The sequence below is a fragment of the Caulobacter sp. 1776 genome (assembly GCF_040545685.1).
Lineage (GTDB): Bacteria > Pseudomonadota > Alphaproteobacteria > Caulobacterales > Caulobacteraceae > Caulobacter.
On the sequence record NZ_JBEPMI010000001.1, the window covers coordinates 1121786 to 1140219 of the forward strand.

At 69.1% G+C, this 18434-nt stretch carries 17 protein-coding genes and 1 pseudogene; 10 read left to right on the forward strand and 8 right to left on the reverse strand.

Annotated elements, in window-relative coordinates:
• The first annotated feature begins 21 nt into the window (after positions 1-21).
• Both ABIC66_RS05280 and ABIC66_RS05285 read left to right on the forward strand, forming a co-directional pair.
• Positions 22-357 carry a hypothetical protein gene (locus ABIC66_RS05280; protein WP_354068323.1) on the forward strand — a complete coding sequence of 112 codons (336 nt, stop codon included), beginning with the start codon at positions 22-24 and terminating at the stop codon, positions 355-357.
• A gap of 111 nt (positions 358-468) precedes the next feature.
• Positions 469-576: a hypothetical protein gene (locus ABIC66_RS05285; protein ID WP_004617960.1), complete on the forward strand. Its 108-nt coding sequence runs from the start codon at positions 469-471 to the stop codon at positions 574-576.
• A 66-nt stretch (positions 577-642) separates the two neighbouring features.
• Here ABIC66_RS05285 and trxA read toward each other — a convergent pair whose 3' ends face one another.
• From trxA to ABIC66_RS05320, 7 genes are all read right to left on the reverse strand, one after another.
• A complete protein-coding gene (gene trxA, locus ABIC66_RS05290; RefSeq protein WP_354068324.1) occupies positions 643-984 on the reverse strand; it encodes a thioredoxin in 342 nt (113 codons plus the stop codon).
• A gap of 119 nt (positions 985-1103) precedes the next feature.
• Positions 1104-4565, reverse strand: a complete 3462-nt coding sequence (gene addA, locus ABIC66_RS05295; protein ID WP_354068371.1) for a double-strand break repair helicase AddA — start codon at positions 4563-4565, stop codon at positions 1104-1106.
• Between the two features lie 14 nt (positions 4566-4579).
• Positions 4580-7570, reverse strand: a complete 2991-nt coding sequence (addB, locus tag ABIC66_RS05300; protein WP_354068325.1) for a double-strand break repair protein AddB — start codon at positions 7568-7570, stop codon at positions 4580-4582.
• Positions 7567-8289 (reverse strand): N-acetylmuramate alpha-1-phosphate uridylyltransferase MurU, encoded by a 723-nt coding sequence (murU, locus tag ABIC66_RS05305; RefSeq protein WP_354068372.1) that lies wholly within the window; start codon positions 8287-8289, stop codon positions 7567-7569. Before murU ends, addB begins: the two co-directional genes overlap by 4 nt.
• Positions 8290-8300: 11 nt before the next feature.
• The gene (gene amgK / locus ABIC66_RS05310) at positions 8301-9392 is read right to left on the reverse strand and encodes an N-acetylmuramate/N-acetylglucosamine kinase AmgK (RefSeq protein ID WP_354068326.1); all 1092 of its coding nucleotides are present in this window, start codon (positions 9390-9392) and stop codon (positions 8301-8303) included.
• Complete coding sequence (tsaE, locus tag ABIC66_RS05315; protein ID WP_354068327.1) at positions 9376-9822, reverse strand: tRNA (adenosine(37)-N6)-threonylcarbamoyltransferase complex ATPase subunit type 1 TsaE; 447 nt, start codon at positions 9820-9822, stop codon at positions 9376-9378. Before tsaE ends, amgK begins: the two co-directional genes overlap by 17 nt.
• Complete coding sequence (locus tag ABIC66_RS05320) at positions 9819-10706, reverse strand: GNAT family N-acetyltransferase (protein ID WP_354068328.1); 888 nt, start codon at positions 10704-10706, stop codon at positions 9819-9821. The genes tsaE and ABIC66_RS05320 overlap by 4 nt, the downstream gene beginning before the upstream one ends.
• Positions 10707-10790: 84 nt before the next feature.
• Here ABIC66_RS05320 and zapE point away from each other — a divergent pair, with 84 nt between their 5' ends.
• The 8 genes from zapE (at position 10791) to ABIC66_RS05360 (ending at position 17764) form a co-directional block, all read left to right on the forward strand.
• The gene (gene zapE, locus ABIC66_RS05325) at positions 10791-11909 is read left to right on the forward strand and encodes a cell division protein ZapE (protein WP_354068329.1); all 1119 of its coding nucleotides are present in this window, start codon (positions 10791-10793) and stop codon (positions 11907-11909) included.
• 10 nt (positions 11910-11919) lie between these two features.
• Complete coding sequence (locus ABIC66_RS05330) at positions 11920-12507, forward strand: NUDIX hydrolase (protein ID WP_354068330.1); 588 nt, start codon at positions 11920-11922, stop codon at positions 12505-12507.
• A gap of 153 nt (positions 12508-12660) precedes the next feature.
• On the forward strand, positions 12661-13068 hold the full coding sequence (sdhC, locus tag ABIC66_RS05335) for a succinate dehydrogenase, cytochrome b556 subunit (protein WP_354068331.1): 408 nt from the start codon (positions 12661-12663) through the stop codon (positions 13066-13068).
• The gene (sdhD, locus tag ABIC66_RS05340; protein WP_354068373.1) at positions 13035-13490 is read left to right on the forward strand and encodes a succinate dehydrogenase, hydrophobic membrane anchor protein; all 456 of its coding nucleotides are present in this window, start codon (positions 13035-13037) and stop codon (positions 13488-13490) included. The genes sdhC and sdhD overlap by 34 nt, the downstream gene beginning before the upstream one ends.
• On the forward strand, positions 13490-15277 hold the full coding sequence (gene sdhA / locus ABIC66_RS05345; RefSeq protein ID WP_354068332.1) for a succinate dehydrogenase flavoprotein subunit: 1788 nt from the start codon (positions 13490-13492) through the stop codon (positions 15275-15277). The genes sdhD and sdhA overlap by 1 nt, the downstream gene beginning before the upstream one ends.
• A 7-nt stretch (positions 15278-15284) precedes the next feature.
• Complete coding sequence (locus ABIC66_RS05350) at positions 15285-16067, forward strand: succinate dehydrogenase iron-sulfur subunit (protein ID WP_223392249.1); 783 nt, start codon at positions 15285-15287, stop codon at positions 16065-16067.
• Positions 16068-16162: 95 nt separating this feature from the next.
• Positions 16163-17401, forward strand: coding sequence for an NAD(P)/FAD-dependent oxidoreductase (locus ABIC66_RS05355; protein ID WP_354068333.1), 1239 nt, complete (start codon positions 16163-16165; stop codon positions 17399-17401).
• A 42-nt stretch (positions 17402-17443) separates the two neighbouring features.
• Positions 17444-17764: a 2Fe-2S iron-sulfur cluster-binding protein gene (locus tag ABIC66_RS05360; RefSeq protein ID WP_354068334.1), complete on the forward strand. Its 321-nt coding sequence runs from the start codon at positions 17444-17446 to the stop codon at positions 17762-17764.
• Positions 17765-18150: 386 nt separating this feature from the next.
• Here ABIC66_RS05360 and ABIC66_RS05365 read toward each other — a convergent pair.
• A pseudogene (locus ABIC66_RS05365) lies at positions 18151-18434 on the reverse strand (hypothetical protein); the annotation flags it as partial.

Genomic DNA, 18434 nt, shown 5'->3' on the forward strand with positions numbered 1-18434 from the left:
CCTGACCATGGGGAACTTCGCATGACCCTGTCGCTTCTCTACCGCCTGGGCGGCCTAGCCTGTCTGGCCCTCGGCGCCTTCATGGGCTGGGTCGCCATCCTGAAGCCACTGCGGGCGGCTCAAAGCCACGCGCCGACGGTCAGCTACGACGTCAAGGCGTTCGCCTTCGTGCCGATGATCTTGATCTTCGGCCTCTTCTTCCTGATCGGCGGGGATCGCTGGCCCTATCGCGACGCGGAGCGCAGGACCCTGACGCCGGCGGGCTGGGCCCTGATGGCGGCGATCGCCGTCTCCGGCCTGGTCGGCTTTCTGATGTTCAAGCAGCAATTCGCCGCCCTGGGCTACCAGGCGGGCTGACGTCGGCCATGGCGCTCGGCGCCGGCCCGGCGTAAGCCTTCCTGACGCCGATAGGGCGGCACGGCCCGCCGGACATCTCGGCAAGCGCGCCCGCCCTGGCAGGAACCGCCGATGGCCAAGGGTCAAAAGAAGTCGAACAAGGAAATCCGCAAACCGAAGGCCGAGAAGAAAGCCCCGCCGGTCTCGGTCTCGCCGTTCATCGTGACGCCCAAGAAATAGGCCGAAACGAAAAACGCCCGCCCCGGAGACCGGAGCGGGCGTCTTCACTTCAGGCGGACGAGCCGTTTAGGCGGCCGAAACGGCCTGCACGCCGGCTTCGTTCAGCCATTCCAGGATCTTCTGCTTCGGCATGGCGCCGACCTTCATCGAGGTCATCTGGCCATCGCGGAACAGCATCATGGTCGGGATGCCGCGGACGCCATAGCGCGACGGGGTCGTCGGGCTGTCCTCGATATTGACCTTGGCGACCGTGACGACGTCGGCCAGCTCTTCCGAGATCTGCTCCAGGGCCGGGGCGATCTGCTTACAGGGGCCGCACCACTCGGCCCAGAAGTCGACCAACACGGGCTTGCCGGCCTTCAGGACGTCGGCTTCGAAGGTGGCGTCGGTCACCGCAACGGTGCTCATGGTCTGCTCCAGTCTGGCGTCACGCGGCGGGGCGGAGGACGCGATAAGGGTCAAAGCCCAGGATTCGTCTGGGCGCTTGCACAAAGATGTAGGGGGACGGCGCGCGTCCGGCAACGGGATTAGGCCAGACGGGCCAGCGCCTGGACCATCACCTTTTCTGGAACCGGCATCAGTTTGGGACCGTCCGTCCACACCAGAGCCGCTTCGATCGCCCGGCCGGGGAAGACCTCGCGCAACACCGCCACATAGACCGCCATCTGGGCCAGATACGCCGGGTCGGCGTCCTCGATGGCGTCCGGCGAGGGGCGATTGGTCTTGTAATCGACGACCAGGACCCGTTCGGCGTCGACCACCAGACGGTCGACCCGACCCGAGACGGCCAGGCCCCTGGGCAGATGCGCGCTGGTCCCGGCCAAGGCGACCTCGGCGCGGGAGCCGGGACCGAACACGGCGGCGAAACGGACGTCGTCCAGCACGCCGAACGCCGCTTGGGCCATTTCCTCGCGCTGGTCCTCGGTCAGGTCGCGCTCGGCCGCCAGCAGACGCCGGGCGGCGCTGAATCGCTGATCCGGCGCGACGTCGGGCAGCAGTTGCAGCAGCCTGTGGACGATCTCGCCGCGCCGATAGCGGCCCAGGCCCGAAATCCGCGCCAACGGCGAGGGGGCGGGGACGCGGGCGTTGTCCTCGATTCGCGACGGGGCGGCGTAGCGAGCCGCCGCCGGCTCGGGCGGCGCGGCGCGGGTCATCCAGTCGGGTGCGACGGCCGAGGCGCGGACATCTTCCGCGAAGCGGGGCGCGGCCGCGGGATCGGGGCCATAGCGCAGAATAGCGGTGTCACCCTCGCCGATCGTTCGCACGGCGGGCGCTATGTCCGGGTGAGCGAAGGCGGCGCGGGCGGCGGCGTACCAGCCGCCGACCTTGTCACCCTTGGTCCGGGCGTCGATGCGGCCGCACAGGATCAGCCGGTCCCGCGCCCGGGTCAGGGCGACATAGAGCAGGCGCAAGGCCTCCTGGCTCTCCTTCTCCTCGCGCAGCTTTCGGGCTTTGGCCGAGGCGTCGCAGTCGCCCTTGCCACTGGCGCACCACAGCAAGGCGCCGTCCTCGGTGACCAGGAACGGCGAGCCGCCGGCCCCGCGCTTCACCGTCGTCTCGGGCAGGAAGACGATCGGCGCCTCCAGACCCTTGGAGCCGTGGGCCGTCATCACCCGGACTTCACGGCGGGCGCCTTCCATCTCGCGCTTGACCACGATGTCCAGGGCCGCGAAATCGGCGACCAGGGCCTCGAGGTCACGCACCCCGCGCTGCTCGGCCTCCATCACCTGGGCCAGGAACTCGTCCAGGGCTTCCTCGGCTTCGGCGCCCAGGCGGGTCAGCACCTTGGCGCGATGCGAGCGGCCGTCGTCACCCGTGAGGCCCAGCCAGCCGGCGAAGAACTCGAATGGTTGCCGGCGGCGGCCTTCGACCAGCGCCCAGTCCAGCACCGTCCGCGCTGCCGTCCATTCCGGGCGCTCTTCGGCTCGCCTGCGCAGCTCGGCCCACAGGGTGGCGCGGCGGCCCTTGGCGAGGGCGTAGACGTCCTCGTCGCCAAGGCCGCAGAACGGCGACTTCAGCAGGGCCGCCAGGGTCAGGTCATCGTCCGGGAACAGGATGAACCGCCCCAGGGCCAGCAGATCCTCGAAAGCGATGTGGCTGGACAGCGACAGTCGATCCGCCCCGGCCACGGGCACGCCCCGCCGTTTCAGAGCCCGGATGATCTCCTCGAACAGCACCTTACGGCGGCGGACCAGAACGAGGATATCGCCGGCATGGGCGGCGCGGTGGCGGCCGATCTCCTTGTCGAAGACGGCGTCGCCTCGGGTCAGGATCGCGGCCGTCTCGGCGGCGATGGCCTCCGCCAGGCGCCGGTTGGCGCTGCGTTCGCCCTCGGCGTCGAGGGGCGCCTCCCAGGCCTCGCGCTCCTCGCCGGGCAATTCGCGGGTCAGGGGCCAGAGATCGACGCAGCCGGGACCGTCGGTGCGGAACGGCTCGTGGCGGACGAGGTCCTGACCGACGGGCGGCGGCACCCCTTCGCGGGTCTCGGGATCGGAGAACAGGGCGTCGACGAAGCTCAGCACCTCGCGGGTCGAACGATACGACACCGTCAGCGGCACGCCCTTGCCGACCGCGCCGACCGCCTCGATGCGGGCGATATAATCCTGCGTCTCGACCAGCAGACGCTGCGGATCGGCGCCCTGGAACGAATAGATCGACTGCTTCTCGTCGCCGACCACGAACAGCGTCCGCTCGGCGCGGCGGCCGCTCCAGCCCTCGGATGTCTCGCCGGCGAAGAAGTCGGCGGTCAGGGCGCGCAGGATCTCCCACTGCTCCGGGGCGGTGTCCTGGGCCTCGTCCAGCAGAATGTGGTCGACGCCGCCGTCCAGCTTGTAGAGCACCCACGCCGCCTCGACCTTCTCCGTCAGCAGCACCCGGGTCTTGTCGATCAGGTCGGTGAAGTCCAGCGCGCCCCGGGCGTCCTTCTCGATCTGGTGCGAGGTCACGTACAGCACCGCCAGCCGCAGGGCGTCGGCGGTGTCCTCGGCCACCTTGGCGGCGCGGACCCGCTCGCGAGCGGCCTCCAGCTTGGCCTGGTCGAGCATCAGCGCCTCTCGCAGGTCCTCGCGGCTCTTCAGGCCCGAGGTCTTGGCGGGCCACGTGGCCGGCGTTCCCTCACCGCCCTCGGTGAACAGGGCGCGCAGGGCGAGGTCGAGGGTCGCGTCCGGGTCGCGGGCCACGGCGGCCAGGGCCTCGGCATATTTGGCGTCCTGCTTGCCGCCACCGTCGAACAACGCGCTGGCCGCCGCGCGCCAGGCGGCGAGATCCAGCCGCGCCATCGCCTGCGCCGCCAAGTCGCCGGCCGAGGTCGGCGCCTCGAAGCCGCAGCGCGCCCAGGCGTCGGCCACGGCTTCCGACAACCCGCCACAGCGGGCGACATAGGCCATGATCTGCCCGCGCCGCGTCTCGAAGCCGGCGAACATCGCCTCGAAGCTCAGGAAGTCCAGCGCCACCGAGAAGCGGGCATAGGCTTCCGAGAACGCGTCCTGATGGCTGTCCACCCAGGCGGCCGTGGCCCGGCGGGCGGCGCGGGCGATGGCGGCGCCGGCCTGGTCGTCCATCACCGTGAAGCCGGGCGAGACGCCGGCTTCCAGCGGGAAGCGCCGCAGCAGCTTCTCGCAGAAGGCGTGGATGGTCTGGATCTTCAGGCCGCCCGGCGTCTCCAGCGCCTGGGCGAACAGGGCGCGGGCTTCCGACAGACGGCGGGAATCGTAGGCCGCGTCGCTTTCGCCGACCAGCTTGACCAGCTCGGCCCGCAGGTCCGCGTCGCTGGTCACCGACCACTTGCCCAGCCGCTCGAACAGTCGGCGCTGCATCTCGGCGGCGGCGGCCTTGGTATAGGTCACGCAGAGGATCGCCTCGGGCTTGACCTTGGCCAGCAGCAGGCGCGCGACCCGATCGATCAGGGTCTTGGTCTTGCCCGACCCGGCATTGGCCGTGACGAAGGCCGAGATCGCGGGATCGGCGGCGATGCGCTGGGGGTCTTGTATCTGTGGGGGCGGGCTCATTCGCCGTCCCCGTCGTCGCCGCTGGTCGACCATTCGAACACCCGCGCCAAGTGGGCGTAGTCGCCGGGGTGCTCCTTGACGAACTGCGGCGCGACCCGCGAGCGGTAGGGCTCGGCCGGATCGTCATAGCGGGCGATCAAGGTCGAGAGGCCTTCCAGCGCCTTGATCGCGGCGGCGGCGCTTTCCTCGCCGGCGAACGCGCGGATCTGCTCTTCGCCGGCCGGACGCCTTCCGGTGACACGGACATAGGTCAGGTCGCCGGGCGTGGGGCTGCCCAGGTCGGGGAAGCCGCCGCGCATCAGGATCGCCGCCGTCAGGGTCAGCTGCGGCGAGAAGCCGGTGTCGACCTGTTTCTGCGACGGCGCGGCGCCGGTCTTGTAATCGAGGATATGGACGGTCCCATCGGCCGTCGGCTCCAGCCGGTCGGCCTTGGCCGTCAAGGTGAAGGGCCGGCCGTTGATCGACAGCTCCAGCTTGCCCTCGGCTTCGACGACGATCTTGCGGGCCGTGGCGCGGCGCTGGCGTTCCCATTCCGCGACCCAGAGGGCGGCCTCGCGGGCCAGGGCCCTCTCGCGGGTCAGGGCCGTCGGCGGCATGCCGGCCGCGACCAGGGCCTCGACATAGAGTTTCTCGAACACGGCGGCCGCGTCGGCGGGCACGGCGTCGGGAAAGGTCTCGGCGAAGGTTTCGAACGCGGCGTGGATCGCGGTGCCGCGAGCCCGGGCCTCGACCGGCTCGTCGGGACGCTCCAGCGGATAGAGCCGCAGGATGTCGCGGGCCCAGACGGCGTAGGGGTCGCGGGTCAGGGCCTCGACCCGGGTGACGGCCATCTTGCGCGGGCGGTCCTCGACCGGCGGGCGCGGTTCGGGTCTCTTGATGGGGCTGTAGGGATCAGGCGCGTCGAGGGCGCGAACCCAGTCCAGCACGTCGTCGCGGCGGGGCAGGGAGAGGCCCGCGCCGGCGGCCAGGGTCTTCAGCCGCCACAGCCAGCGCGACTCGACGGCCGGCGCGCCGCCGCGTCGCTCGCAGTGGACCAGCACCACGTCCGGCGCGCTGGCGGCCTGGGCGAAGTCGTGGGCGGTCAGGCCGATGCGGCGCTCGGGCGGCGGCAGGCCTAGCCGCGTCCGCATGGGGCGTGACAGGAACGGATCGATCGGCGCGCCCTGCGGCCAGACGCCTTCTTCCAGCCCGGCCAGCACCAGCCGGTCGGCGCGGACCAGGCGGGCCTCGATGGCCCCCAGGATCCGCAGGCGCGGATGGGTGGCGCCGCCGACGCGGACGGTCTCCTCGTTGACCAGCCGGTCGAGGATGTCGGCGAAGGCCTGAGGCGAGGCGGCGGGCAGGGGTTGGCCGTCCTGGATCAGCGCCGCCATCAGCGCGCCGAGACACTCGCCGGCCGCGCCGGCCCACAGGCGGTTCGGAGCGATCAGGTTTTCCAGCGCCTCGACCAGCGCCTGGGCGGACCGGGCGGGCGGCGCGAAACCGTCCTCGGCATAGGGCGTGGCGGCATGGTCGACCGCGGCCAAGACGCGTTCGGCCAAGGCCAGGGCGTCGGGCGCGTCCTTCAGCCGGGCGCGCAGCCCCTCGGCCGAACTGGGCGCGGCGCCACGCAGGCCTTTGCGCTCTAGCATCGTGGCGGCCAACGTCTCGTCGTCGCCGAGGACCAGCGGATGCTTGGCGAAGGCCAGCAGGCGGACGGGGTTCAGCGGCTCTTCGACCAGCCGCGCCAGGTGCAGGGCCAGGATCGCCGCGCCCGAGGCGGCCAACGGCGCGCCGGCCGAGCTGTCAGGGATCACGCCCCAACGCTGCAGGCGGGTCATCACCCGGCGCGCCAGGGTCTGGTCGGGCGTGACCAGGGCGGCGGTCATGTCCGGGGTTTCCAGCGCCTCGCGCAGCAGCAAGGCGCAGGCGCCGGCGGCCTCCTCCTCGGCGCGGGCGGCGATCACCGAGAAGCCGGTCAGGCCCTCGGCGATGGGGTCCAGGTCCGGCGCCTCGGCGCGCAGGGACGCGATCTGGGCCAGCCAGTCGGCGGTGGCCTCGGCCGGGCGCAGGGCCTCGTTGACGATCCGTCGCCGCCAGCGGCCCCGGCTGTCGACGTCGGGGACCCAGGCGCGAACCTCTGCGCGGGCGATGCCGGCCCGGTCCAGCAGGCGCTTCATCGCGCCCTGCGGATGCTGCTCGCCCTGGGTTCCTTCGATCTGGTCCCAGGCGCTGTCGGCCAGATCCTCGTCGAGACCGGGCAGAACCACGGCGCCCTTGGGGGCGGCGGCCACAACGCGTAGCAAATCGGCGGTGGCCGGGGCGGTGCCGGTCGAGCCGGCGGCGACCAGCACCTCGGTCGGGGGCTCCTTCTCCCACTGCGCGGCCAGGGCCCGCAGCAGGCGCACCCGGCGTTCGGAGACGTCGATCAGGCCCAGGTCGTTCAGCCGCTCCGGCCAAGCCCGCAGCACCGCCTTCAGGAACCGGGCCGAGACCTGCCAGTGCTGGGCGAGATCGCCCTCGGCGAGGCCGTCCAGCTTGCCGTCGACCTCGACTTCCTCGATCTGGGCGCTGTCGAGGAAGTCGGACAGGGCCTTGGCCAGCTCCAGCGCCTGGACCGGGCCGGGCCTGAACGAGAGCTTGTCGCCGTGGTCCACGACCAGCCGCGCCAGCTCGAACCGTCGGCGGCGCGAGGAGATGGCGGGCGGCAGGTCGAGGGCCAGGTCGCCCGGCTCGAACGGCGGCTCGCCTTCGTCGAGATCGCCTAGTGGCCGGATCTGCGGCAGCAGCAGGGCCCGGCCGCCGCCGACCGCCAGGAAGGCGTCGGCCAGGGCGCGGGCGCCGCGACGGGTCGGGGTCAGGACGGTGGCGCGCGGCAGGGCTTCGGGGCCCAGCGGCTCCAGGGCGTTCAGCAGGCCGCGCGCCAGGTCGTCGACGAACGGGCGGTGAGCGGGGATCGAGAACCAGCGCGGCCCCGGTCTTTCGAAGAAGGGGGCCGGTCCGGTCATCCTTCCGCGAGCCTGGCCTCGGCCGCCAGCTTGGCGTCGGGATCGCCGACGTGCATCCAGAGCCCATCGGGCGCGACGCCGTGGACGCGGCGGTCGGTCGCCAGGCGCTTCCAGAGGGGCAACAGCGAGAACGGTCCGTCGGGCCCGTCGGCGACGATCACCGGCTTGCAGATGTGGACGCCGACATAGACCAGTGGCGCCATTTCGCCCGGGTCCTTGAAGCGAACGACGCCTTCGTCGTCCAGGAACACGTCGCCGCTGTCGTGGAAGCCAAGTGAGCCAGCGGTCGAGGCCAGCATCAGGCAGACGTCCATCCTGGCCGGGTCCCAGGCGGCGGCCACGGCGTCGATGGCCGAGCCCGCGTGCTCGATCCAGACGGAGTCGATATTGGCCACGAACACCGGACCGTCACCCAGCAGCGGCAGGGCGTGCTTGATGCCGCCGCCGGTCTCGAGCGCCTGGACGCGTTCGTCCGAGATGACGATGCGCGGGCCAAGGCCCTTGGCCTGGCGAGCCTTGAGATGGGTTTCGACCAGATCGGCGAAATAATGGACGTTGACCACGGCGGTTTCGACCCCGGCGGCCGCTAGGCGGTCCAGCATGTGGTCGATCAGCGCCTTGCCGGCGACCTCGACCAGGGCCTTGGGGCGGTCGTCGGTCAGCGGGCGCATACGGGTGCCCAGGCCGGCGGCCAGCACCATGGCGATCTTGGGCGCCATTTGGGGGCCGCTCATCGACGAGCCTCCACGGGCACGTACTGGTCGAACCAGGCCTTCAGGTCCGCCAGCGCCGGATCGGCGAAGCAGACGTCCAGATAGACCCACAGGCGCGGGATGAAGTCGGCATAGCGGGGCTTGCTGTCGCGGGTCACCAGGCGGGCGAAGATGCCCAGGATCCGGATGATGTTGAGCGCGCCCAGCGCGTGATAGTCGGCCAGGAAGGCGGTGCGATCCAGCCCCGGCCGGGCCGCCAGATAGCGCTCCAGGCAGGCGGCCTCGCGTTCGGGTGAGACGGTGCGGCGGGCGTCATGCAGCAGCATCGACAGATCCCAGGCCGGGTGGGCCAGGACCGCGTCCTGGAAGTCGAGCATGCCCACACGAGCCGGACCCTTGCGCTCCGGCAGCCAGATCAGGTTCTCGGCGTGATAGTCGCGGTGGCAAAAGACCGTGGCGCCGGCTTCGCCCTTAGCGCGGATCGGGGCCCAGATGGCCTCCCATTCCGCGCGCGCCGCGTTGTCGAACGCGAGGTCGCGGAACTTCGGTTGCCACTCGACGAAGATGTCGTGAGCGGTCTTCAGGGCCAGGTCGTCATAGGTCAGCAGCGGCCAGGTCGAGCCATCGAAGCTGAGCACGTCCGGGACCGGCGCCGCATGGATGGCCAGCAGGCCGTCGATGGCGGCGTCGTACAGCGGAGCCTCATCGGTCCCCGTCTCGATCAGGCGGGCGTAGAGATCGTCGCCGAGATCTTCCAGGACCGCGAGACCCGCCGAGGCGTCGGCGGCCAGCACCTTGGGGGCCGATAGCCCCTGGGCGTTCAGCCAGCCAGCGCAGGCGACGAAGGCGTCCACACGGCCGGCGGCCAGGCGGGCCAGGGCGTTGTAGCCCAGGGCGGCGCGCTGCTCGGGCGTGGCGTCGGGCGGGCAGGGCGCGGTCTCGACCGAGGGGGGCTGGTCCATGAAGATGAAGGACTGGTCTCTCCGGCGCAGCCGCTCGTACGACCGGGTCGAGGCGTCGCCGCCCAGTGGTTGGCGGCGGACGTCGCCGAAGCCATGGGCCTCCAGGAACGCGGCCTTGGCCGTCTCTCGCTCAGAACTCAAGATCACGTCCTTCGAAACCGCCGCGCCGCACGATGACGGCGCGCCGCGCCTCGCCGTCGAGGGCGATGTCTATATCGAGCCGAGTGGCCGGCAAACGCCCTTCCAGCCTCTGAGGCCATTCGATCAACGCGACGCCGTCATCCAGCGCCTCGTCCAGGCCGATCTCGTAGGCCTCGTCGGGGTCCGACAGGCGGTAGAGATCGAAATGGGCCAGCGGAAAGCTGGCCGTCTCGTAGAACTGCACCAGGGTGAAGGTCGGGCTGGGCACCTCCTCGTCCGGCGTGGTCAGGGCGCGGATCAGCGCGCGGGCCAGGGTCGATTTGCCGGCGCCCAGCGGCCCGGTCAGGCAGACGGCGTCGCCTGGACGCAGGGCGGCGGCCAGCTGGCGGCCCAGCCTCTGGGTCGCGGCCTCGTCGGCGAGGAAAACAGACGTCACGTCAGGCGGCTCTGGAACGCAAGGTGGGGATCGGTCGGCAATACGCGCTCCACATAGCGCTTCAACGCCTCCGTGGCTTCTCCGGCGTCGTGCGGCAAGACCTCGGTGTCGATCGGCGCGCCGACGATCAGCGAAAAACGCCGGCCTTTCTTGTTCAACAGCTCATGGAACAAAGTGATGTCGCGCAGCTCCTTCCAGCGCTTGTCGAACAGGTGGAACAGGGTCGACCAAGGGCCGGTCAGATGGATCGGGACGATCGGCGCGGCGTATTTGCGGGCCAGCGAAACGGCCGAGGTCATCCAATGTGGATCGGTCAGCCGGCCCTCGGCGTCCTTCACCGCCAGGCGGCCGGCCGGGAAGATCATCAGGGCGCGCTCGGCCTCCATCGCCTCGCGGGTCATCGAGAGGGTCAGACGCATGCGTTCGCGGCTGCGCTTTTCCTCGACCCACTCGACCGGGATCAGCACCTCGTCGAAGCGGCGGCAGACCCGATGGGCGTCGGCGTTGGCGTAGAAGACGACGTCGGGGCGTCGGGCCTTGATCGCGTCGTAGACCGCGACCCCGTCGCCGATGCCGGTCGGATGGTTGGCCACGACGATGACCCGGCCCCGCTCGGGCAGGTTCTCCAGGCCTAGGACCTGGACCTTCAGCGCCAGCAGGTCGGAGACGTGATCCAGCGCCGCCCGGCCACCGAGCTGGCAAATGGTTTCAGCCATCCGGCGGGCCTTGCCGTAGTCCAGCAACCTGTAGAGCGCGGGGCGAACCAGGGGCCAAGCCGCCGATGACGTCAGTCGCGGCGCGCGCTCGGCGATCAAGGTGTCGATGATGTGGGGCTCGGGCGTCTCGCGCGCCCCGACCACCCCGACGGCCGGAACATGAACCATGACGGGAGCTTAGGCCGCGTCGGCGAAGCTGTCAGCACAGGCGGGCTTCCATTGGCGCCCCTCACGCGCTAACCGCAGTCCTCGATGCCGACATCTCTCCGCACCGCCTATCGCGAGCGCCTGGCCCAGGGCGAGATCAAGCCGGACGTCGCTCAGGCCGCCGCCGTCGAGGCGCTGTCGCGGCTGGAGTCCGATCTTGATTCCGCAGGCGAGCCCGGCTTCTCGCTGTTCGGCCGCAAGCCCAAGAGCCAGCGCGGCGTCTATCTGTGGGGCCCGGTGGGGCGCGGCAAGTCCATGCTGATGGACCTGTTCTTCGACAGCGCGCCGGTGGCCAGGAAGCGCCGCATCCACTTCCACGCCTTCATGGCCGAGGTCCACGCGGACATCGACGCCTGGCGCAAGGGCGACGCGGCGGCCCGCAAGGCGCGGTTTGGCCAATCCAAGGGCGACGACCCGATCGCGCCGACGGCGGAGCGGATCGCCGACGCGGCCCGCCTGCTGTGCTTCGACGAGCTGCAGGTCACCGACATCGCCGACGCCATGATCCTGGGCCGCCTGTTCGAGGCGCTGTTCGCGCGGGGCGTGACCCTGGTGGCGACCTCGAACCGGCCGCCGGACGATCTCTACAAGGACGGCCTCAACCGCCAGCTCTTCCTGCCGTTCATCGACATGCTGAAGTCGGCGCTGGACGTCGTTGCCGTGCGCGGCCCGGTCGACTTCCGCCTGGACCGCCTGCGCGCGGCCCGCACCTGGCTGGCCCCGAACGACAAGGCCAATCAGGCCGAGTTCGAGCGGCTGTGGGCCGACATGCTGGACGGCGCGGCCGAGACCGGCGCGACGCTGGAGGTGCTGGGCCGCAAGATGCGCCTGCCGCGCGCCGCCGGCGGCATGCTGCGGTCGTCGTTCGCCAGTCTGTGCCAGCAGGCCCTGGGGCCGCAGGACTACCTGGCCGTGGCCGAGCGCTTCCACACCGTCTTCCTGGAAGACGTGCCGCGCCTGACCCCGGCCCGGCGTGACGCGGCCAAGCGGTTCAACACCCTGATCGACGCGCTCTACGAGGCCGACGCCAAGCTGGTGGCCCTGGCCGACGCCGAGCCCGAGGCGCTCTATCCCGAAGGCGACGGCGCCTTCGAGTTCGAGCGCACGGTCTCGCGCCTGCAGGAGATGCGATCGGCCGACTATGTGGCGCGGGTGAGGGACTGAGGAGAGTCGGATGACCGTCAAAGATCGCCTGCGCGTCCACGAGACCAAGCTGCTCTCCGACAACTGGTACGTCCTGAAGACGACCCGCTTCGACTGGAAGCGGCGCGATGGGACCTGGCAGACCCAGCATCGCGAGCACTACGACCGGGGCAACGGCGCGGCGCTGCTGCCGTACAACCTGGCCAACCGCACGGTCCTGATGGTCAAGCAGTTCCGCTATCCGGCCTTCGTCAACGGCTATGACGACCTGCTGATCGAGGCGGCGGCCGGCCTGCTGGACGACGCCGAGCCCGAGGTCCGCATCCGGGCCGAGGTCGAGGAAGAGCTGGGCTACCGCCTCGGCGAGGTCCGGCCGGTGTTCCGGGCGTTCATGAGCCCGGGTTCGGTCACCGAGATCCTGCACTTCTTCGTCGCCGAATATGACGCCGCGATGCGGATCGGCGACGGCGGTGGCCATCCCGACGAGGGCGAGGACATCGAGGTGCTGGAGCCGACCATCGACGAGGCCCTGGCCATGATCGCCGACGGCCGCATCCGCGACGCCAAGACCATCATGCTGCTGCAGCACTTGGCGCTGACGGTGTTTCGGGCGCCTTGAGGCCGCGCCTTGCCCTCGACAGGGCGGGAGCCGAAACCGCGTCGCGTCGAGAGCTGCGAACGTTTCTCAACAGGGCGCCGTTTAATTGACACCCCAGTCTTCGCGCTTAAAAGCGTCCCGCAACGCACAAAGGCTACTGAGGTTGGACCTCCCATGACCGATACGAGCCGGGGGCTGCCGGAGCGCCCGATGTCGCCGCACCTGCAGGTGTGGCGCTGGCATATCACCATGGCCTGTTCGATCCTGCACCGCGGCTGCGTCGTCGGCCTCTATGTCGGCGCCGTGATCCTGGCCGGCTGGGCCGCCGCCGTCGCCGCGGGCCCTGAAGCCTATGCCGGCTATCTGAGCGTCCTGGGCTCGCCGATCGGCAAGCTGGTGCTGCTGGGCGAGACCTTCGCCGTGTTCTTCAACATCGCCTACGCGATTCGCCAGACCTTCTGGGACGCCGGCAAGGGCTTCGCCCCGCGCGTCGCCGACATGACCGGCGCCATGGCGATCGCCTTCGCGGTCGTGGCGACGATCGTCACCTGGGTCATCGCCGGCGCGAACGGAGCGTTCTGATCATGAGCAAGAACGATCTCTTTCAGCCCATTCAGTTCCGCACCCCGCTGTCGCGGGCCCGCGGCACGGGCGCCTCGCGCCATGGCGTCGGCCATTTCATCACCGAGCGTGTGTCGGGCATCGCCCTGATCCCGCTGAGCGTCTGGGGCGTCTACGCGGCGCTGAAGCTGGTCGGCGCCGACCAGCACACCGTGGCGGCCTGGATCGGTCAGCCGATCAACGCCGTGCTGTTGTCGCTGCTGCTGATCGCCGCCCTGATCCACCTGCAACACGCGGTCCAGGTGGTGATCGAGGACTACATCCACCGCTTCACGAGCAAGTCGGCCCTGGTGATCGGCAATCTGTTCGTCTGCGCGCTGGCCGGCGCCGTGGGGGTCTTCTCGATCCTCAAGGTGGCCCTGACCGTGACCGGAGCCCATTGATGTCGGCCTACAAGTTCATCGACCACAAGTTCGACGTCGTCGTCGTCGGCGCCGGCGGTTCGGGTCTGCGCGCCGCGCTGGGCGCCGCGCAAGCGGGCCTGAAGACCGCCTGCATCACCAAGGTGTTCCCGACCCGCAGCCACACGGTCGCGGCCCAGGGCGGCATCTCGGCGTCGCTGGGCAATATGGGCCAGGACGACTGGCGCTGGCACATGTTCGACACCGTCAAGGGTTCGGACTGGCTGGGCGACCAAGACGCCATCGAGTACCTAACCCGCAACGCTCCGGCGGCGGTCTACGAACTCGAGCACTGGGGCGTGCCCTTCTCGCGCACCGCTGACGGCAAGATCTACCAGCGCGCCTTCGGCGGCATGACCAAGAACTACGGCGAAGGTCCGATCCAGCGCACCTGCGCCGCGGCCGACCGCACCGGTCACGCCATGCTGCACACGATGTACGGCCAGTCCCTGGCCCACGACACCGAGTTCTTCATCGAGTACTTCGCGCTCGACCTGATCATGGACAACGGCGTCTGCCGCGGCGTGACGGCGTGGAAGCTGGACGACGGGACCCTGCACCGCTTCCAGGCCCAGACGGTGATCCTGGCCACGGGCGGCTACGGCCGCGCCTACTTCTCGGCCACCTCGGCCCACACCTGCACCGGCGACGGCAACGCCATGGCGCTGCGCGCCGGCCTGCCGCTGCAGGACATGGAATTCGTGCAGTTCCACCCCACCGGGATCTATGGCGCCGGCTGCCTGATCACCGAAGGCGCGCGCGGCGAAGGCGGCTACCTGACCAATTCGGAAGGCGAGCGCTTCATGGAGCGTTACGCGCCGTCGGTGAAGGACCTGGCGCCACGCGACATGGTCAGCCGCGCGATGACCATCGAGATCCGTGAAGGTCGCGGGGTGGGCCCGAACAAGGACCACATCTTCCTGCACCTCGATCACCTGGATCCGAAGATCCTGGCCGAGCGCCTGCCGGGCATTTCCGAGACCGCCAAGGTCTTCGCCGGCGTCGACGTGACCAAGGCGCCGATCCCGGTGCTGCCGACCGTCCACTACAACATGGGCGGCATCCCGACGAACTATCACGGCGAGGTCGTCACCAAGTCGGGCGACAACCCCGACCAGGTGATCCCGGGCCTGATGGCCGTGGGCGAGGCGGCTTGCGTGTCGGTGCACGGCGCCAACCGCCTGGGCTCGAACTCGCTGATCGACCTCGTGGTGTTCGGCCGCGCCGCCGCTCTGCGCTGCGCCGAGGTCCTGACGCCGGGCGCCAAGCAGCCGGAACTGAAGGACGCCTGGACCGACGGTCACCTGGCGCGCTTCGACCGCTTCCGCAACGCCTCGGGCGCGATCCCGACCGCCGACCTGCGTCTTGAGATGCAGAAGGCCATGCAAGAGGACGCTGCGGTGTTCCGCACCGGCGAGAGCCTGGTCAGCGGCGTCGAGCGTCTCGCCAAGGTCTGGGAGAAGAAGGCGGACATCAAGGTCAGCGATCGCGGTCTGGTGTGGAACACCGACCTGATGGAGACCCTGGAGTTCGACAACCTGATCGGCCAGGCGGTGGTCACGGTGAACGGCGCGGTCAACCGCACCGAAAGCCGGGGCGCCCACGCCCGCGAGGACTTCTCGGACCGCAACGACACCGAATGGATGAAGCATACTCTGGCGTGGCTCGACGTCGACACCGGCAAGGTGAAGATCGATTACCGCCCGGTGCACAGCTACACCATGTCGGACGACATCGCTTACATCCCGCCGAAGCAACGGGTCTACTGAGGGTACGATGGTCGAACTCGCACTCCCCAAGAACTCGCAGGTCAAGTCGGGCAAGCACTGGCCCGCGCCGGCCGGGGCCAAGAAGGTCAAGACCTTCAAGATCTACCGCTACGACCCGGAAGCGGGCGGCAATCCGCGCTGGGACACCTACGACGTCGACATGGACGCCGTGGGGCCGATGGTGCTGGACGCCCTGCTCTACATCAAGAACACCATCGACCCGACCCTGGCCTTCCGCCGGTCGTGCCGGGAAGGCGTCTGCGGCTCGTGCTCGATGAACATTGGCGGCCGCAACACCCTGGCCTGCACGCACGGCTGGGCCGAGGTGCCGGGCAAGGCCGTCCAGATCAGCCCGCTGCCGCACATGCCGGTGGTCAAGGACCTGATCCCGGACCTGACGCTGTTCTACGCCCAGTACGCCTCGATCGAGCCCTGGCTGCACACCGACACGCCCGAGCCGCAGACCGAGTGGAAACAGTCGCCGGAAGACCGCGAGAAGCTCGACGGCCTCTACGAGTGCATCCTGTGCGCCTGCTGCTCGACCTCGTGCCCCAGCTACTGGTGGAACGGCGACAAGTATCTGGGCCCGGCGGCCCTGCTGCACGCCTATCGCTGGCTGATCGACAGCCGCGACGAAGCGACCGGTGATCGCCTCGACGCGCTGGAAGACCCGTTCAAGCTCTATCGCTGCCACACGATCATGAACTGCGCCCAGGTCTGCCCGAAGGGGCTGAACCCGGCCAAGGCGATCGCCGAGATCAAGAAGATGATGGTCGAGCGCGTCGTCTGACGCGCTCGCTATCCTTCTCCTATCTATGCGCCTCGATCAAAGGCGCTTGCCAATAGGTGACGCCGGCGTCATTTTTGACGAAAGGGAGGGCGTCCGTGAGCGCTAACGCCAATCAGAACGCATGCGTCGTCATCGTCGGCGCGGGTCACGCGGGCGGCTCGGCCGCCGCGTTCCTGCGCCAGTACGGTCACGAAGGCCGGATCGTGCTGATCGGCGACGAGCCGCTGCTGCCCTATCAGCGCCCGCCGCTTTCCAAGGCCTGGCTGAAGGGCGAAGCGGACGCCGAGAGCCTCTCGCTGAAGCCCGCCGAATGGTACGCCGACAACAATGTCTCGCTGCGCCTCGAAGGCGTGGTCGAGCGGATCACCCGCTCCGAAAAGACCGTGACCCTCGCTTCGGGCGAGGTCATCGCCTACGACTTTCTGATCCTGGCCACCGGCGCCCGCGCCCGTGAGCTGCCGATCCCCGGATCGGATCTCGCTGGTGTCCTGGCTCTGCGCACCGCGGCCGACGCCGAGCGACTCAAGCACGCCCTGGGTCCCGACAAGCGCCTGGCCGTGATCGGCGGCGGTTATGTCGGGCTTGAGGCGGCCGCCTCGGCTCGGGCCCTGGGCAGCCACGCCATGGTCATCGAGCGCGAGAGCCGCGTCCTGGCCCGCGTCGCCTGCGAGACCCTATCGCTGTTCTTCCAGGACTATCATGGCCGCCATGGCGTCGCGTTCGAGCTGAACGCCGGCGTCGCCGGTTTCGACGGCGCGGACGGTCATGTCACCGGCGTGCGGTTCAGCGATGGCCGGGTGGTCGCCTGCGATGTCGCCCTGGTCGGGGTCGGAGCGATCCCCAATGACGAACTGGCCAAGGACGCCGGACTCGCGACCGCCAACGGCGTGGTCGTCGATCTCGAGGCGCGGACCGAGGATCCCTCGATCTTCGCGATCGGCGACGTCACCCATCGTCCGTTGCCGCTCTATGAGCGTCAGTTCCGCCTGGAGAGCGTGCCCAACGCCCTGGAACAGGCCAAGCAGGCCGCCGCGGCGATTCTCGGCCGCCCCGGGCCTCCGCCGGAAGTGCCATGGTTCTGGTCCGATCAGTATGATCTGAAACTGCAGATCGCCGGCCTGCCGTTCGAGGCCGACCGCCAGATCGTGCGCGGCGATGTCGCCGCCGCCAAGTTCGCCGTCTTCCATCTGAAGGGCGACCTGCTCCAGGCGGTCGAGGCGGTCAACGCGCCGCCCGAGTTCATGGCCGGCAAGCAGCTGATCGCCAGGCGTACGCCGATCGATGTCGCCAAGCTCGCCGACCCGTCGGTGTCCATGAAAGAGGTGGCGGCCTAGGTCGTCCCATAGAGAGAGCCTTCCAGGGGTAACGGAAAACAGATGGCCAAGATCACCTACATCGAGCACGACGGAACCGAGCACGCCCTCGAGGTGAAGCCGGGCCTGACGGTCATGGAAGGCGCGGTGAAGAACAACGTGCCGGGCATCGACGCCGACTGCGGCGGGGCCTGCGCCTGCGCCACCTGCCACGTCTATGTCGACGAGGCGTGGCTCTCCAAGACCGGCGACAAGTCGGCGATGGAAGAGTCGATGCTGGATTTCGCCGAGAACGTCGAACCCAACAGCCGCCTCTCCTGCCAGATCAAGGTCAGCGATGCGCTGGATGGCCTGGTCGTGCGTCTGCCGGAAAGCCAGCACTAGCGATCTCGTCAAAAGAGCGTCGTTATATTGTCGCGAGGGGCTTGCCAGTCGTCTGAGGGAGGACTAGATCACCGCCTCGCTCGGAACGGCATCGCGACCGGACGACGCGACTCCCGAAAGGGAGTTGCATCGGTTCAGACGCTTCGCTAAACACCGCGCTCCAATCGACTCGATGACGGATCCGCAAGGGCGGCCATGGCGGCCCAGGGATCCTCTTTTTGTCTCTTCGATCCCGGTTCGCCGGCGCGTCGAAAAAGCAGAAAAGAGTTGGTTGACTTCGGAATGTCGCCTCTTTAGAAGCGCCGCTCCGAAACATCGCAGACAAGAGTTCGCAAGAATTCAGCGGCGCGATGTTAAGTCATTCAAGAAGTTGTTCTGAAGTTTCTTCAAAATAACTGGTTGACTGGCAAGGTTAGCTTCTCTAGAAGCTGGCCGCTCTGGTGTCTCCGGGATTTCCCGGGTTCGCCGGTCTGGTTCAAAACGTTTTGAAAAAACGATTTGACACAGGTTTCGAGGTTCGCTAGATAGCCGCCTCCGCCGACAACGGGCGCTAAACGGTTGGTTCGCTGGAAGGCGGACGGGTCTTTGACATTGTTGATTTGGAAAGAGAAACGCAGGCGGCGGCGCTCTGGCGATGGACTGAAAGGTTCATCTTCGACGCTGACAAATG

Coding starts and splice junctions, on each gene's coding strand:
- sdhC (WP_354068331.1), top strand. CDS start 12,661: ATGACCGATACGAGCCGGGGGCTGCCGGAGCGCCCGATGTCGCCGCAC.
- trxA (WP_354068324.1), bottom strand. CDS start 984: ATGAGCACCGTTGCGGTGACCGACGCCACCTTCGAAGCCGACGTCCTG.
- addB (WP_354068325.1), bottom strand. CDS start 7,570: ATGACCGGACCGGCCCCCTTCTTCGAAAGACCGGGGCCGCGCTGGTTC.
- ABIC66_RS05320 (WP_354068328.1), bottom strand. CDS start 10,706: ATGGTTCATGTTCCGGCCGTCGGGGTGGTCGGGGCGCGCGAGACGCCC.
- murU (WP_354068372.1), bottom strand. CDS start 8,289: ATGGCGCCCAAGATCGCCATGGTGCTGGCCGCCGGCCTGGGCACCCGT.
- ABIC66_RS05330 (WP_354068330.1), top strand. CDS start 11,920: ATGACCGTCAAAGATCGCCTGCGCGTCCACGAGACCAAGCTGCTCTCC.
- ABIC66_RS05350 (WP_223392249.1), top strand. CDS start 15,285: ATGGTCGAACTCGCACTCCCCAAGAACTCGCAGGTCAAGTCGGGCAAG.
- sdhA (WP_354068332.1), top strand. CDS start 13,490: ATGTCGGCCTACAAGTTCATCGACCACAAGTTCGACGTCGTCGTCGTC.
- ABIC66_RS05360 (WP_354068334.1), top strand. CDS start 17,444: ATGGCCAAGATCACCTACATCGAGCACGACGGAACCGAGCACGCCCTC.
- zapE (WP_354068329.1), top strand. CDS start 10,791: ATGCCGACATCTCTCCGCACCGCCTATCGCGAGCGCCTGGCCCAGGGC.
- ABIC66_RS05285 (WP_004617960.1), top strand. CDS start 469: ATGGCCAAGGGTCAAAAGAAGTCGAACAAGGAAATCCGCAAACCGAAG.
- ABIC66_RS05280 (WP_354068323.1), top strand. CDS start 22: ATGACCCTGTCGCTTCTCTACCGCCTGGGCGGCCTAGCCTGTCTGGCC.